The following is a 15,983-nucleotide window of genomic DNA, read 5'->3' on the forward strand; positions in this document are numbered from 1 at the left end:
CCTTTTGCGCGGTGGTGGACGGGGGCAACGTCGACGCAGATGTCGCAAGCGGGCGGATCGTCACCGGACCAAGCGGCACCGCCACGGCCGCGGCCACGGCTACGCCCACGAGCGCGAGCGCGCCCACTCTTGATCTACGACCCGAAGCAGGAAAACGCCACGGCCCGTCCCGTGCACAGGGGGTGTGCGGAGAGCCGGCCATGGATGGCCGGCGCCCGGCCGCTGGGAGCAGGACGCGGAGACGGCCGGCGCAGCACACCCCCTGTGCGCGGGACGGGCAGCGCGGACCACAACGGAGGCCCCCGCCGCAACAACTGGCCCACGCCGCAACAATTGGGCCCCGCGCTGTCGTCGATCGCGGCTGTAGCCGCTCCCACAGGCTTGGGAGGCGCCGTTCCCACGGGATTGGGTCCAGGGCGGGGTGCGAGCCTCGGTTGGGGGAAGAACCCAAAAAAAGGGCGCCCCGGGGGCGCCCTTTTTCATGTACCCGCGGACATGTCCGCAGAAGGCTCAGTAGCGGTAGTGCTCCGGCTTGAACGGACCTTCCACCGGCACGCCCAGGTAGTCGGCCTGTTCCTGCGTGAGCCTGGTCAGCCTCACGCCGATCTTCTCCAGGTGCAGGCGCGCGACTTCCTCGTCGAGCTTCTTCGGCAGGATGTAGACCTTCTTCTGGTAGGTGTCCTTGTTGGCCCACAGGTCGATCTGCGCCAGCGTCTGGTTGGCGAACGAGTTCGACATCACGAAGCTCGGATGCCCGGTGGCGCAGCCCAGGTTCACCAGGCGGCCCTCGGCGAGCAGGAACATGGCATTCCCGTTCGCGAACACGTACTTGTCCACCTGCGGTTTGATGTTGATGATCTCCACGCCGTCCACCGCCTTCAGCGCATCGACCTGGATCTCGTTGTCGAAATGGCCGATGTTGCAGACGATGGCCTGGTCCTTCATCGCGGTCATGTGCTCGACCCGGATGATGTCCTTGTTGCCGGTGGTGGTGACGTAGATGTCGGCCTCGCCGAGGGTCTCCTCGATGGTCGCGACCTCGAAACCTTCCATCGCGGCCTGCAGCGCGCAGATCGGGTCGATCTCGGTGACGATCACGCGCGAACCGTAGGCACGCAGCGAGGCCGCGCAGCCCTTGCCGACGTCGCCATAGCCGCAGACCACGGCGACCTTGCCGGCGAGCATCACGTCCAGCGCGCGCTTGAGGCCATCGGCCAGCGACTCGCGGCAGCCGTACAGGTTGTCGAACTTCGACTTGGTGACCGAGTCGTTGACGTTGATCGCCGGCACCAGCAGCTGGCCGTCCTGCGCCAGCTGGTAGAGGCGGTGCACGCCGGTGGTGGTCTCTTCGGAGACGCCCTTCCAGTCGCGGACCACGGTGGTCCAGAAGCCGGGGCGCTCCCTGGCCACGCGCTTGAGCAGGTTCTTGATCACCTGCTCCTCGTGGCTGGACGCCGGGCCGTTGACAAAGGATTCGTCGCCCTGTTCGAGCTCGAAGCCCTTGTGGATCAGCAGGGTCACGTCGCCGCCGTCGTCGACCACCATCTGCGGCCCGAGGAATTTGTCTTTACCGTCAGCGCCCTTGCCGTCGGGGAAGGACAGCGCCTCGAGCGTGCAGTCCCAGTACTCCTCCAGCGTCTCGCCCTTCCAGGCGAACACGGGGGTGCCGGTGGCGGCGATCGCGGCGGCGGCGTGGTCCTGGGTGCTGAAGATGTTGCACGAGGCCCAGCGCACGTCGGCGCCGATGTCCTTCAGGGTCTCGATCAGCACCGCGGTCTGGATGGTCATGTGCAGCGAGCCGGTCACGCGCACGCCCTTGAGCGGAGCGTCGGCGGCGTGCTTGCGGCGGATGGACATCAGGCCCGGCATCTCGTGCTCGGCGATGTCGATCTCCTTGCGGCCCCAGTCGGCCAGGGAGATGTCGGCGATCTTGTAGTCGCCCTCTGTAGAGAAGGTCTTGGTCACGGCATTCATGCGGAAGCTCCGGTTTCTGTGCCCGCTCCCGCCCGGGAGGGGGTGGGGTGGGGAACCGGGCGCCGTTCGGGTGCGATCCGCCGAGCCTGGCCGTGCTGGTTCCACGGTCGCAGCGCCCCTCGGCGGAGACGCGGATTATATCGCCTGCGGCTCCCCGGCGAACCGCCGGGGCTGTCCCCACGCCAAACGACGGCCCGGCGAGGCGGCCCGGGCGGCGGCCCGCGGAGCGGCAACCTAGGGTCGCACCGGGTTCAGGACGCGCCGTGCTTTCACTAGTCTGGTCCCATTCCCCGGAATGATCGGACGCCTGACCATGGCCATCACTGCAATCGGATACACCCAGCCCGCCCCGCCGCCGCCGCCGCCCGAGCCGCCGAAGCAGTACCAGATCGCACGCGGCGACAGCATCGACAGCATCGCGAAGGCAAATGGCACCACCCCGCAGGCGCTGATCGGCGCCAACCCGCAGTTGTCCAATCCCGACACGCTGTACCCGGGCGACATGCTCAACCTGCCGGTCGCGGCCGCCGAAAAGGCCGACGCAGGCGGCTCCGGCAAGGTCACCGGCGACGAAACCGCGAAGACGGGAACCGAAGCCAACGGCACGAGTTCGAAGAGCGAGGCCAGCGTCGGGGTGTCCGACGACGGCGTCACCGTGGGCGGGAAGCAGACCGAGAAGACCACCACCACCGATGCCGAGGGCAACAAGTCCACCAGCGGCGCCAGCGTGGGCGGCAGCGTTGCGGTCGATCCCGACAAGGGCACGGTTTCACTGACGGCCAACGGCGGGTTCAGCGAGAGCGTCAAGAACTCCAAGGGCGTTGGCCTGAGCTTCGGCATCGATGGCAGCACCACGGTCGTGGCCGGCCAGAAGACCGAGAACGGCGTCACCACCTACACCGCCTCCAGCGACGTGTCGGTGACGCTCAATGCCGGCGTGGACGTGAAACAGGCAGGCCTGGAGTACGGCCACACCGACGGCATCAAGGCGTGCTACGAAGTCTCGATGCCGGAGCAGGCGGCGAAGAACACCGACCTGGCCAGCGTCAATCCGTTCGATCCGTCATCGATGCCGACCGGCACGATCGTCAAGATCGACGGTTCGAGCTATTCCAGCAACGAGTTCAAGGCCACCTTCAGGAACATCGCCGCCGAGACCAAGGTGACCACCGAAGAGGGCGCCAGCCTCCTGGTCGAGAAGACCGGTGCCGACACCGTGCGCGTGACCGCCGGACCGACCGAGGCCATCCAGGCCTACAACGGCGTGGGCCTGGATTTCGAGCAGGTCAAGGTCATGCTCGGCAATGACACCAGCCTGGCCGGCGCAACGCTCAAGACCGCCGAGTTCGACCTGTCCACGGCGGAAGGGCAGGCCGCTTACAGCGACTTCGTGGCCAACGGCAACATGCCGGCCGACAACGGCACCGGCGTGTCGGAGGTGAAGACCATCGAGAAGATCGACTATTCCTCGCAGGCCAAGGTCGACGTGAAGCTTGGCCCGCTGGAACTGGGACTGGACGGCGCGAAGAACACCGGCAATTCGGTGGTCACCACGTATCCCGACGGCACCATGGAGCGCACCCTGGACGTGCAGTACAGCGACAACGTGCCGATGACGCTGACGCAGAAGTACGATGCCGACGGCGAGGAAATCATCGGCGAGCGGCAGTACGCGTTCACCATGAAGGTCGACGAAAACACGTCGCAGATGATCAACGCCGCGCAGACCGGTGACGTGGGCAAGGCGCATGACGGCCCGGTGGAGCCCGGCGACACGGTCACCATCACCTACACCGAAGCCGAAATGGCCGAGCTCCAGGGCTATGCCGAAGGCGCGCTGGAGGCGACCGACGGCATGGATCACGAGCTGCGCGCGCTCACCCAGGACTACGATGGGAACCCGGTGGCCACCTTCGATTTCGCGATGGGCCTGGCCCGCAACCTGGGTGGAACCGAGTACGGCAGCGCCGAGAGGCTGTTCAACATCTCGAGCTCGGCCGATGGCCACTACGCCGATGGCAACTATGTCCAGTTGCCGGGGACGGTGACGGTGCAGGACGGCTGAGCCGCGTGCGGGGGCCGTGCCGTGGCGGACATGACCCTCGCCACGGTACGCGGGGGTGGTGCACGGGCTAGGCTCGGGGTTTGCCCTGAGCAGGACCCACGCCTTGCATACGCCCGCACTGAAGTCCCTCGCCGCTCCGTTGCTGCTCGCCTGCCTGGCGATGGCGCCGGCGCCATCGCAGGCCCGTGACACGGCTCCAGGCGCCGCCAGCGCCGGCGACGCCAGCAGCGACACCAATGGCTACCGCCTGCCGGCGCCCGCGCTGCGCGCGATCGTCGATGCGCCGCAGGCACCGCGCCTGGCGCTGTCGCCCAAACGCGACCTGATCGCCTATATGCAGGTGCCGTCGCTTCCCGGCATCGATGTCGTTGCCCAGCCCGAACTCAAGCTTGCCGGCCTGCGCATCCACCCGCGCACGCAGTCGGCCAGCGCCTTCAGCTTCATCGACGACCTCTGGCTGCAGTCCGTGGACGACGGCACCGAGCGCCGCATCGCGGGCCTGCCGCAGCCGCTGGCACTGGCGTCGATGCAGTGGTCGCCGGACCAGCGCCACATCGCCTTCAGCCACGTCGACCAGCGCGCAGGGCGCGTCGAGCTGTGGCTGGTCGACGTCGCCGCGGGACGCGCGCGGCGCCTGATCGAACAGCCTCTGGGCACGGCGGTCGGGAGCGGCTTCGACTGGCTGCCCGACAGCACGGGGCTGATCGCGCTGCTGCGGCCCGAAGGGCAGGGTGCGGCGCCGGAAAGCGACGGCATTCCGCGCGGCCCGAACATCCAGCAGACCGACGGCGGAGGCCAGGTGCAGAGCCTGCGCACCTACCAGGACCTGCTGGGCAACCCGCACGACGAGGCGCTGTTCGCCTATTACATGACGCGCCAGCTGGCGCGGCTGGGGCTGGACGGGCGGGTGGAGACGATCGGCGGCCCGGAGCTGTACGTGGGCGCATCGGTGTCACCGGATGGCCGCGCCACCTGCTGCGCCAGCGCCTGGAGCGCCCGTTCTCCTACCTGGTGCCGTATTCGCGGTTCCCGCGGCGCATCGACGTGATCGACATGGGTGGCGTACTGCTGCACACCGTCGCCACGCTGCCGCTGGTGGAAGGCCTGCCCACGGGCAATGACGCCGTGGCCACCGGCGTGCGTCGCATCGCCTGGCGCGCCGACGCGCCGGCGACCCTGGTCTGGGCCGAAGCGCAGGACGGCGGCGATCCCGCGCGCGAGGTGGAGGTGCGCGACCGCGTGTTCGCGCACGCCGCACCCTTCAAGGGCGAGCCCGATGTGGTCGCCGACCTGTCGATGCGCTACGGCGGCGTGCGCTGGGGCCATGGCGGGCTGGCGCTGCTGACCGAATCCTGGCGGAAGACGCGCCGGACGCGCGAATGGCGGCTTGCGCCCGACACCGGCGCCGCGCCCGTGCTGCTGCGCGAAGGCTCGTACGAGGACCGCTATGCGGATCCCGGCACCCCGGTGATGCAGCTGGATGATCGCGGCTTCGCGCGCCTGCTGACGACAGGCGGTGGCGAAACCATCTACCGCATCGGCGACGGCGCGTCGCCCGAGGGCGACCGGCCCTTCGTCGACCGGCATGACCTGGCGGGCGGCGGGATCGAGCGCCTGTTCCGGTCGGAGGCGCCCTGGTACGAGGCGCCGTTTGCGCTGCTGGATGCGGAGGCGTCGCGCATCCTCACCACCCGCGAGTCTCCGATCGAGCCCGCGAACATCCTGCTGCGCACGCTCGGTGCCGCCGCGGATGCCGAACCGGTCGCGCTGACCGACTTCCCGCACCCAACGCCCGCGCTGCGCGGCGTGAGCAAGGAGCAGATCCGCTATTCGCGCGCTGACGGCGTCGAGATGACCGCCGACCTGTACCTGCCCGCCGGCTACGAGCCCGGGCGCGACGGCCCGCTGCCGATGCTGATGTGGGCCTACCCGCGCGAGTTCAAATCCGCCGATGCCGCAAGCCAGGTGCGCGGCTCGCCGCATCGTTTCAACCGCATCAGCTACTGGGGACCGCTGGCGTACCTCGCGCGCGGCTATGCCGTGCTCGACGGCCCGACCATGCCGATCATCGGCGAGGGCGACGCCGAGCCCAACGACAGCTACGTGAAGCAGCTTGTCGCGAGCGCAGAGGCCGCAGTGGACGCGGTGGTGGAGCGTGGCGTGGCCGACCGGGAGCGCATCGCGATCGGCGGGCATTCCTACGGTGCGTTCATGACCGCCAACCTGCTGGCGCACTCGGACCTGTTCCGCACCGGCATCGCGCGCAGCGGCGCCTACAACCGCTCGCTGACGCCGTTCGGCTTCCAGGCCGAAGAGCGCAACTACTGGCAGGCCACCGACGTCTATGACGCCATGTCGCCCTTCGACCATGCCGACAGGATCAACGAGCCGATGCTGATCATCCACGGCGAACAGGACAACAACTCCGGCACCTTCCCGATGCAGAGCGAACGCATGTACGCGGCGATCAAGGGCCTCGGCGGCACCGCGCGCCTGGTGATGCTGCCCAACGAGTCGCATGGCTACCGCGCACGGGAGTCGATCCTGCACATGCTGGCGGAAACCGAGCAATGGCTGGAAAGGCACGTCAAGGACGCAGAGCCGAGGTAATCGAAACGACGGGAAGACGACGAGGCCGGTTGAGCCGTCGCGCGTTCCCGTGCATCCATTTCCAACTGACGGGAGGACGGCCATGCCGTTGAAAGGGCGTGTAGCAATTGTCACGGGTGCGGGCGGTGGACTTGGCCGCGAGCACTCGCTTTACCTTGCGCGCAAGGGCGCGCGCGTGGTGGTCAACGACATCGGCAGCGGGCAGGCCGAAGCCGTGGCCGGGGAGATCCGTGCTGCCGGCGGCGAAGCCATTGTCGCGGCCGGTTCGGTCACCGACGAAGCCGCGGTCGCGGCGATGGTCGCGCACGCGCTCGGGACGTGGGGACGCATCGACATCCTGGTCAACAACGCCGGCATCCTCCGTGACAAGAGCTTCGGCAAGATGGAGCTGGATGCCTTCCGCCAGGTCGTGGACGTGCACCTGATGGGCGCGGCGATCTGCACCAGGGCGGTGTGGGAAACGATGCGCGCGCAGGGCCACGGCCGCATCGTGATGACCACGTCCTCCTCGGGCCTGTGGGGCAACTTCGGCCAGGCCAACTATGGCGCGGCGAAGATGGCGCTGGTCGGCCTGATGCAGACGCTTGCCATCGAAGGCGCCAAATACGACATCCGGGTCAACTGCCTGGCGCCAACGGCGGCCACGCGGATGATGGAAGGGATCCTGCCGGAAGAGCAGCTGGCGGCGCTGGACCCGACGCTGGTGAGTCCGGCGCTGCTGCCGCTGGTGGTGGAGGACGCGCCGACGCGCGCGATCGTCTGCGCCGGCGGCGGGCATTTCGCGCGCGCATACGTCACGCTCACCGAAGGCCGGTACATGGGTGCCGGCGACGATGCCGGGGAACGCCTGATCGCCGAATGGGAGGCGGTGTCCGATCCTGCAGGCCAGGTCGTGCCCGAATACGGCTTCACCCAGGCCGAACGCGAAGTCGCCAGCGCGCAGGCGCACGCACCGGAGTCCGTGCCGGCCTGAGCGCAAATAGAGTTTGTAGGAGCAGCTACAGCTGCGACCTGCGGCCGGTCGCAGCTGTAGCTGCTCCTACATATGCTGTTGAAATGCTGCCGCAGCGGGTTGGAAAGGGCTGCGGTCCGCAGCCCCGGTCCTCAGAGCTTCGCGGCCTTGCGCAGCTCGTCGGCCTTGTCCGTCTTCTCCCAGGAGAACGCCGTCGCCGTATGCGTCTTGCCGGCGGCATCCACGTAGCTCACTTCCTGCGGCTTGCGGCCGAAGTGGCCGTAGCTCGCGGTGCGCTGGTAGATCGGATGCACCAGGTCCAGCATCTTGATGATGCCGTAGGGACGCAGGTCGAAGTGGCGGCGGATCAGCTTCTCGATCAGGTCGTCGCCGACCTTGCCGGTGCCGAAGGTGGTCACCGAGATCGAGGTCGGCTCGGCGACGCCGATCGCGTAGCTGAGCTGCACCTCGCAGCGGTCGGCGAGGCCGGCGGCAACGACGTTCTTCGCCACGTAGCGCGCGGCGTAGGCAGCCGAACGGTCGACCTTCGACGGATCCTTGCCCGAGAACGCGCCGCCGCCGTGGCGCGCCCAGCCGCCGTAGGTGTCGACGATGATCTTGCGGCCGGTGAGGCCGCAGTCGCCCACCGGGCCGCCGATCTCGAACTTGCCGGTCGGGTTGATGTGGTACTTGGTGCCCTTGTGCAGCCACTTGGCCGGCAGCACCGGCGCAAGGATCTCTTCGCGCACGGCCTCCACCAGGTCCTTCTGCCGGATGCCGGGCGCGTGCTGCGTCGACAGCACCACGGCGTCGATCGCGGTGGCCACGCCGTTGTCATAGCGCAGGGTGACCTGGCTCTTGGCGTCCGGCCGCAGCCACGGCAGCGGCGACTTCTTTTTCTTGCGCACCTTGGCCTGCTGCTCGACCAGGCGATGCGACAGGTGGATCGCCGCGGGCATGTAGCTCGAGGTCTCGTTGGTGGCGTAGCCGAACATCAGGCCCTGGTCGCCGGCGCCCATTTCTTCGGGCTTCTTGCGGTCCACGCCCTGGGCGATGTGCGGCGACTGCTTGCCGATCAGGTTCAGCACGCCGCAGGTGGCGCCGTCGAAGCCGACGTCCGAGGAGTTGTAGCCGATGTCCAGGATCACCTTGCGGGTCAGCGCCTCGAGGTCGATCCACGCGCTGGTGGTGATCTCGCCGGCCACGATCGCGACGCCGGTCTTGACCATGGTCTCGCAGGCCACGCGGGCGCCCTTGTCCTGGGTCAGGATGGCGTCGAGCACGGCGTCCGAGATCTGGTCGGCGATCTTGTCGGGATGGCCTTCGGAGACCGATTCGGAAGTGAACAGAAAGGACGGGCTGGTCATCGCGACTTATATCCCTTGATGCGGATGAAAGGATGGGCGGGCATGATACACGGCCGTGGACCCGGGTGCATTCTGCAGGCCGGGCGATGATGCAGGCGTAACAATGCGGTCCTGCCCCGCTGGCGTCCGGTTCATCCTCTGCCACTGCACCTTTGTCGCGCCATGCCGCTTGGCTACCATCCGTGGATGGATTCCCTGACCCAGATCGTTCTTGGCGGCGCGGTTGCCGCGGCCATCGCGCCCGCCGTCCACCGCCGCGCCGCGCTGGCCGCCGGCGCCGTGCTCGGCACCCTGCCTGACCTCGATTCACTGCCGCTCCTGTTGCTCACCGACGACCCGGTGGCGCTGATGACCCTGCACCGGGGCGCCAGCCATTCGCTGTTCGTGCTGCCGGTGCTGGGCTGGTTGATCTGGACGTTCTTCCGCCGCCGCGGTGGACGCGTGGCGGATGCGCCGGGGCGATGGCTGTGGGCGATCCAGCTGGCGCTGCTGACCCATCCGCTGCTCGATGCCTTCACCGTCTACGGCACCCAGCTGCTGTGGCCGCTGCCGCTGCCGCCGGTCATGTGGTCGAGCGTGTTCATCATCGATCCGCTCTACACCATCTGGCTGCTGCTGGCCTGCGTCGCGGCGTTCTTCCTGCGCGAGCGCGTGGCCGCGCAGCGCGCGCTGGTCGCGGGCCTGGTGCTGAGCACCGCCTACCTCGGCTGGTCGCTGGCGGCCAAGGCCATGGTGGAGCGCGAGGCCGGTCGCGCACTGGCGGCCATCGGCCTCGCCGAGGCACCCCGGTTCTCGGTGCCGATGCCCTTCAACACCCTGCTGTGGCGGGTGGTGGCGATCACGCCGGACGGATTCGTCGAGGGCGAGCGTTCGCTCGTTGCCGACCGCGGTCCGATGACGTTCCGCCGCCACGCGTCCGATGTCGATGCCTTGGCGCAGGTGGCGGCCTATCCCGCGGCGGCGCGGCTCGCCTGGTTCAACCATGGCTTCATGAAGGCCAGCGAGCGCGACGGCCAGCTGGTGCTGAGCGACCTGCGCATGGGCGCCGAGCCGGATTACAGCTTCAACTTCGCGGTCGCCGAGCGGCAGGGCGACGGCTGGCGCGAGATCCCGCCCAAACAACTGTCCTGGCCCTGGGAGGCGCGGCGCCGCCTGGCCGACATGTGGCGCCGCATCTGGACCGCGCCGCCGGCCTAGACCCGGTCCATATCCCCGCCGACTGCAGCGGCTCAGGCGGCGGCAAGCTCCGGCGCCGCGCCAGCGGCCAGCGCATCGAAGTAGTCGCGCGTCAGCGCCATCTGTGCCTGCGCGCTTTCGGCCCGGTTGACCACGGCGCGGAAGGACGCGTTCTCCGGGCGGTCCTTCGCGTACCAGCCCAGGTGCTTGCGCGCGATGCGTACGCCCGATGGCTCGCCGTAGAAGTCATGCAAGGCCTCGAGATGGCCGAGCAGGATGTCGCGGACCTCCCCGAGCGTGGGCGGCGGCAGGCGCTCGCCGGTGGCGAGGAAGTGCGCGATCTCGCGGAAGATCCAGGGCCGCCCCTGCGCTGCGCGACCCACCATCACCGCGTCTGCGCCCGTGTGCGCCAGCACCGCGACGGCCCTGTCGGGCGAGTCGATGTCGCCGTTGGCGATGACCGGGATGCGCAGCCGCGACTTGACCTCGGCGATGGTGTCGTACTCGGCGCGGCCGGTGTAGTGCTGGTCACGGGTGCGGCCGTGCACCGCGAGCGCCGCGATGCCGCAGTCCTCGGCAACGCGCGCGATCGCCACCGCGTTGCGCTGGTCCGCGGCCCAGCCGGTGCGGATCTTCAGGGTCACCGGCACGTCCACCGCCGCGACCACCGCCGAAAGGATGCGCGCCACCAGCGCCTCGTCACGCATCAGCGCGGAGCCGGCCCAGGCGTTGCAGACCTTTTTCGCCGGGCAGCCCATGTTGATGTCGATGATGCGGGCGCCATGGTCGACGTTGTAGCGCGCCGCGTCGGCCAGCTGCTCCGGCTCGGTGCCCGCGATCTGCACGCCGACCGGATCGGGCTCGCCGGCGTGGTCCATGCGACGCAGCGATTTTTCCGTTCCCCAGAACCGACGGTCGGAAATGGTCATCTCCGACATCGCGAGCCCGGCGCCCAGCTGCTTGCACAGCAGCCGGAACGGCTTGTCGGTGACCCCGGCCATGGGCGCGAGGACCACGTCGGGGGCAATGAGGTGGGGACCGATGCGCATGGCGGTATTGTCGCCGATCCCGCCGGCGTGCCGGGCCGCGGCGAGCGTCCGGGCCCTGGTCAGTCCGGGAAGCGGTCAGTCCGGGAAGCGGGTGGTGACGTCGTCGGCCGACGGCATCGACCCGGCCGCGCCCGCGCGCTCGGTCGACAGCGCGGCGTAGCGCGTGGCGAAGGTGACATGGCCGGCAAACGGCCGCGCCGGCGCCAGCGCCAGCGAGCCTGCCAGCGCGCCGTTGAACGCATCGCCGGCGCCGGTGGTATCGACCACGTGCACCTTGGCGGCCGGACAGCGGTAGTGGGGCAGGGCGTCGCCGCGCAGGCTGTCCTCGCGATGCGAGACGAAGCAGCCTGCGGCGCCGAGCGTCAGCACCACGGTGCCGCGGGGCAGCAGGTTCCGGCAGTGGCGGTGCAGGCGTTCGCCATCCATCGCGGCAAGGCCTGCCGGATCGGTGGCGCTGTTGCAGTGCCGTGCCAGCAGGGCGGCGAACTCGGTTTCGTTGGGCGTGAGCAGCTCGGCCACCGCCAGCAGCTCGCGGCTGCAGGCGGCGTTGGCAGGTGCCGGGTTGAGGATGGTGTGGGCGCCGCTGGCGCGCGCCAGGCGCAGCGCCTCGACGATGGCATCGACCGGCGACTCGATCTGCGCCAGCACGACGTCGGCGGCGGCGATCGCCTCGCCCTGGGCAGCGACGAATTCGGGCGTCAGCGTGGCGTTCGCGCCCGGGCCGATGACGATGCTGTTGCCGCCGCCGGCGTCGACGAAGATTCCAGCGGTGCCGGTGGCGGCCCTGCTGTCCCGGGCGCGCAGGTCGATGCCGTGCGCCGCCGCCAGCCGGCGCGCCAGGCGGCCGCCATCGTCGTCGCCCAGGGCGCAGACAAAGGCGGTGTCGGCGCCGGCACGTGCCGCGGCCACGGCCTGGTTGAAGCCCTTGCCGCCGGCGCCGGTCGCGTATTCGCCTGCAAGCGTCGCGCCCGGCAGCGGCAGCTCCGCGCAGTGCCAGACGTGGTCGACGTTGAACGAGCCGACGACGACGACGCGGGACACGATCGGCCGCCCTCAGGCGCCGATGTGCGTCAGCACGCCGGCGATGGTCGCGGTCATCAGCGTGGCGACGGTGCCGCCCAGCACCGCGCGCAGGCCGAAGCGCGCCAGGTCCTGGCGGCGGTCGGGCGCGAGCCCGCCAATGCCCCCGATCTGGATCGCGATCGAGCTGAAGTTGGCGAAGCCGCACAGCGCGTAGGTGGCGATCAGCCGGCCTTCGTCGCCCAGGCTCACGCCTTCCACGCGGCCGTTGACGATGTCGGCCAGCTGCAGGTAGGCCACGAATTCGTTGATCACCACTTTCTGGCCGATCAGCGAGCCGACCGTGCCGGCATCGGTCCAGGGCACGCCGATCAGCCAGGCCACCGGTGCCAGCACGTAGCCGAAGATGGTGGACAGGTCGGTCGGCTTGCCGATCGCGGCGGCCAGGCCGGTCACGTCGCCCAGCCAGGTCAGCGGCGCGTTGATCATCGCGATCAGGGCGATGAAGGCCAGCAGCATCGCGCCGATGTTGAGCGCGAGCTTCAGGCCGTCGCCGGCACCGGCCGCGGCGGCGTCGATCAGGTTGCTGGTGGTCTTCTCGACCTCCATCTTCACCGTGCCGCGGGTCAGCGGCTCGCCGGTCTCGGGGATCAGGATCTTGGCGATTACCAGCGTCGCCGGCGCGGCCATGATCGAGGCGGCCAGCAGGTGCTTTGCGTAATAGGCCTGCTGCGCGGGATCGCCCGCGCCGAGCATTCCGACGTAGGCCGCCAGCACGCCGCCGGCGATGTGCGCCATGCCGCCGATCATCATCGTGATCAGCTCGGACTCGGTCATGCGCGAGATGTAGGGGCGCACGGTCAGCGGCGCCTCGGTCTGGCCGATGAACACGCTGGCGCAGACGCTGGTGGTCTCGGCGCCGGACACGCGCATCACCCTGGTGATCGCCAGCGCCATCACGCGGACGATGAACTGCATCGCGCCCAGGTGGTAGAGCACCGCCATCAGCGAGGCGAAGAAGATGATCGTCGGCAGCACCTGGAAGGCGAAGATGAAGCCGTAGGTCTGGACGTCCATCAGGCTGCCGAAGATGAATTCGGAGCCGGCGTTGACGAAGGCCAGCACCTGCACGAACAGCTGGCCCAGCCAGTCGAAGACCTCGCGTCCGCCGGGCACCAGCAGCACCAGGGCCGCGAACGCGATCTGCAGGGTGACGCCGGTGCCGACCAGCTTCCAGTCGACGCGTCGCTTGTTGTTGGAGAACAGCCAGGTGATCCCGATGAGCACGGCCAGGCCAAACAGGCCGAAGCCAATCCGCGTCAACACTTCCATCGTGATCCCGATCCCCATGCTACGGCCGCGGGCGCGCGGCGACGGGGCAGCGTAGTGCAGGGCGGGGGGGCGGGCAACCGGAACTCAGGGGTCGCGGGCGACGATCCGGTTGCCGCCGGGAGCCTTGGCGGACTTCAGCCGACGGTCGGCGCAGCCGAGCAGGCCCGAGGTGCTGGCGCCGTCCTGCGGCCAGGCGGCCAGGCCGGCGCTGAAGGTGAACGCGAAGGCGTCCTGGCCACGCTCGGGCAGGAACGGGCGCTCGGCGAGCGTCCGGCGCAGGCGGTCCAGGCGCTCCCAGGCGCTGCCCGCGGGGCAGTGCAGCACCATCACGAACTCCTGTCCGCCGATCCGCGCCAGGGATTCGTTGTCGGCAAGCATCTCGCTCATGGTCGAGGCGATGTGGCGCAGGGCACGGTCGCCGGCCTGCGGGCCGGCCTCGTCGTTGACGCGCTTGAAGCGGTCGATGTCGAGCAGCACCAGGGTCAGAGAGGCGCCCGAATTGCGCGCGGTCGCGAACACGTGCGGCATCCGCTGCAGCAGCCAGGAACGGTTTGGCAGTCCGGTGAGGCCGTCATGCCCGGACCGCTCCACAAGCGACTGCATGCGGCGCACGATCGCGACCGCGGTGCCCGTGGCGACCACCACCAGCAGCAGGCGCAGCAGGTGCGTGCCCACCCCGGCGCCGTCCAGGTCCGATGGCACGAGGCCGCCGGCGGTGCCTGCGCGCGCGGACAGGGCGGCTGCCAATGCCGCGTAGTGGACCAGTGCGAGCGCGCCGGCGAACAGGGCCACGCGGCCGTCGGCACGCAGCGCGGTGAGCCCGATCGCGATCAGGTAGAACGACCACGCGGCAACGCTGTCGAGTCCGGCCGCAGGCGCCCCGATTGCCAACACCACGAGCACCGCGGTGACCAGGCTCACGTCCCATGCACCGGTCGCGAACGGCAGCCACGGACGGGGCCGGCGCGACAGTACCAGCCACAGCAGCGACACCGCGCTGGCCAGCACCACGGCGCCGAGGTAGAAGAGGATCCGGCCCATGCCCGCTCCCGACGCCGCGGCCAGCAGCGGCAGCGGCAGTGCGAGCACGGTCAGCAGCAGCCGGATGCGCGCGACCAGGCGTTCGCCGCTCGCGGCCAGATCGCGCATGACTTCGTCGGGCGGCGCCATCAGCTGCCGCAGCATGTCGCCGAACCTGCCTTCGTTGGCGTGCATCGTGCCGTGTCCCCCTTGCCTGCAGGACGAGGATAGCGCGGCAGCGCGGGTAGACTGCCGTCCCGGGCAACAGATGGAGTCGTTGACGATGGAATACCGCAGGCTGGGCGTATCCGGACTGGTGCTGTCGGCGCTGTCTTTCGGCGCCTGGACGACGTTCGGCAAGGGTGTCGCGCGCGGCGAAGCGCGCAACCTGGTGGCCGCCGCCTGGGACAACGGCATCAACTTCTTCGACAACGCCGAGGGTTATGCCCACGGCGAGGCCGAGCGGGTGATGGGTGACGTGATCGTCGACCTGCGCCTGCCGCGCGACGGCTTCGCGGTGTCGAGCAAGGTGATGTTCGGTTCGGTTGCCGATCCGCGACCGATGCAGAAGGGCCTGTCGCGCAAGCACGTGCACGACGCCTGCCACGGCGCGCTGAAGCGGCTGCGGGTGGACTACCTCGACCTGTACTTCTGCCATCGCCCCGATCCCGACGTGCCGGTGCTGGAAACGGTGGCGGCGATGGACGCGCTGGTCCGCCAGGGCAAGGTCATGTACTGGGGCACGTCGGAGTGGCCGGCGGCGCTGGTCCGCGAAGCGCACGCGGCGGCGCGCGCCAACCAGCTGCAGCCGCCGACCATGGAGCAGCCGCAGTACAACCTGCTGCACCGCCGGCGCGTGGAGCTGGAGTACGCGCCGCTTTACGCCGAGCTGGGCATGGGCACGACGGTGTGGTCGCCGCTGGCCTCGGGGCTGCTGACCGGCAAGTACGACCACGGCGTGCCCGAGGGCTCGCGGCTGGCGCAGGACGCCTCGCTGCAGGACCTTGTGATCGGCGATGCCGGCGAGAACCGCCTGGCGCGGGCGCGGCGCTTCACTGCGCTCGCCGCCGAGCTGGGCGTGCGGCCGTCGGCGCTGGCCATCGCCTGGTGCCTGCGCAACCCGCACGTATCGACGGTGATCCTGGGCGCAAGCCGCGTGGCACAGCTGCTGGAAAACCTCGAAGCCCTGGACCTGGCGGCGCGGCTGGAAGAGGGCGCGTGGCGCCGGGTCGAAGCCGCGACGGGCGACTGAAATTTGGTTCTTCTCCGGATTGAGGGGGCTTTCGTTTGATTGCTCCGGGAGGGTGCGCGTTGCCCGCCGTGGAGGCAGGGGGGATGCCCAGCCGGAATATGCGCATCCTGCTCCCAGTTCCGGCCGCCGGCCATCCATGGCCGGCTCTGGGCATCCCCCCTGCCTC

10 protein-coding genes, 1 pseudogene and 1 riboswitch are annotated in these 15,983 nt (G+C 69.5%); of the genes and pseudogenes, 5 read left to right on the forward strand and 6 right to left on the reverse strand.

Annotation, left to right across the window (positions count from 1 at the left end):
- Positions 1 to 510 precede the first annotated feature (510 nt).
- Positions 511 to 1,974: an adenosylhomocysteinase gene (gene ahcY / locus WCD84_RS13940; RefSeq protein ID WP_343281752.1), complete on the reverse strand. Its 1,464-nt coding sequence runs from the start codon at positions 1,972 to 1,974 to the stop codon at positions 511 to 513.
- Between the two features lie 50 nt (positions 1,975 to 2,024).
- Positions 2,025 to 2,101, reverse strand: a riboswitch (S-adenosyl-L-homocysteine riboswitch).
- A 186-nt stretch (positions 2,102 to 2,287) separates the two neighbouring features.
- On the opposite strand from ahcY, the gene WCD84_RS13945 reads away from it, so the two are divergent.
- The 3 genes and pseudogenes from WCD84_RS13945 to WCD84_RS13955 all read left to right on the forward strand — a co-directional run bounded on the left by WCD84_RS13945 (position 2,288) and on the right by WCD84_RS13955 (position 7,622).
- The gene (locus WCD84_RS13945) at positions 2,288 to 4,039 is read left to right on the forward strand and encodes a LysM peptidoglycan-binding domain-containing protein (protein ID WP_343281753.1); all 1,752 of its coding nucleotides are present in this window, start codon (positions 2,288 to 2,290) and stop codon (positions 4,037 to 4,039) included.
- Positions 4,040 to 4,199: 160 nt separating this feature from the next.
- Positions 4,200 to 6,649 (forward strand): annotated as a pseudogene (locus WCD84_RS13950) (S9 family peptidase).
- Positions 6,650 to 6,731: 82 nt separating this feature from the next.
- Positions 6,732 to 7,622 (forward strand): SDR family NAD(P)-dependent oxidoreductase, encoded by an 891-nt coding sequence (locus WCD84_RS13955; protein ID WP_343281754.1) that lies wholly within the window; start codon positions 6,732 to 6,734, stop codon positions 7,620 to 7,622.
- 131 nt (positions 7,623 to 7,753) lie between these two features.
- On the opposite strand, the gene metK is transcribed toward WCD84_RS13955, so the two are convergent.
- Positions 7,754 to 8,968: a methionine adenosyltransferase gene (gene metK / locus WCD84_RS13960; protein WP_343281755.1), complete on the reverse strand. Its 1,215-nt coding sequence runs from the start codon at positions 8,966 to 8,968 to the stop codon at positions 7,754 to 7,756.
- Positions 8,969 to 9,154: 186 nt separating this feature from the next.
- Between metK and WCD84_RS13965 the strand changes: the two genes are divergently transcribed.
- Positions 9,155 to 10,165: a metal-dependent hydrolase gene (locus WCD84_RS13965; RefSeq protein ID WP_343281756.1), complete on the forward strand. Its 1,011-nt coding sequence runs from the start codon at positions 9,155 to 9,157 to the stop codon at positions 10,163 to 10,165.
- A gap of 32 nt (positions 10,166 to 10,197) precedes the next feature.
- On the opposite strand, the gene dusB is transcribed toward WCD84_RS13965, so the two are convergent.
- The 4 genes from dusB to WCD84_RS13985 form a co-directional block, all read right to left on the reverse strand.
- On the reverse strand, positions 10,198 to 11,193 hold the full coding sequence (gene dusB, locus WCD84_RS13970; RefSeq protein WP_343281757.1) for a tRNA dihydrouridine synthase DusB: 996 nt from the start codon (positions 11,191 to 11,193) through the stop codon (positions 10,198 to 10,200).
- Between the two features lie 75 nt (positions 11,194 to 11,268).
- Positions 11,269 to 12,234: a ribokinase gene (locus WCD84_RS13975; protein WP_343281758.1), complete on the reverse strand. Its 966-nt coding sequence runs from the start codon at positions 12,232 to 12,234 to the stop codon at positions 11,269 to 11,271.
- Positions 12,235 to 12,246: 12 nt separating this feature from the next.
- On the reverse strand, positions 12,247 to 13,545 hold the full coding sequence (locus WCD84_RS13980; RefSeq protein ID WP_343277586.1) for a NupC/NupG family nucleoside CNT transporter: 1,299 nt from the start codon (positions 13,543 to 13,545) through the stop codon (positions 12,247 to 12,249).
- Positions 13,546 to 13,629: 84 nt separating this feature from the next.
- Positions 13,630 to 14,760 carry a GGDEF domain-containing protein gene (locus WCD84_RS13985; RefSeq protein WP_343281759.1) on the reverse strand — a complete coding sequence of 377 codons (1,131 nt, stop codon included), beginning with the start codon at positions 14,758 to 14,760 and terminating at the stop codon, positions 13,630 to 13,632.
- A gap of 88 nt (positions 14,761 to 14,848) precedes the next feature.
- Here WCD84_RS13985 and WCD84_RS13990 point away from each other — a divergent pair, with 88 nt between their 5' ends.
- Entirely contained in the window at positions 14,849 to 15,817 is a 969-nt protein-coding gene (locus WCD84_RS13990; protein ID WP_343281760.1) for an aldo/keto reductase, read from the forward strand.
- Positions 15,818 to 15,983: the final 166 nt, after the last annotated feature.

Origin of the sequence: Luteimonas changyuni (assembly GCF_039548395.1) — a bacterium.
GTDB lineage: Bacteria > Pseudomonadota > Gammaproteobacteria > Xanthomonadales > Xanthomonadaceae > Luteimonas.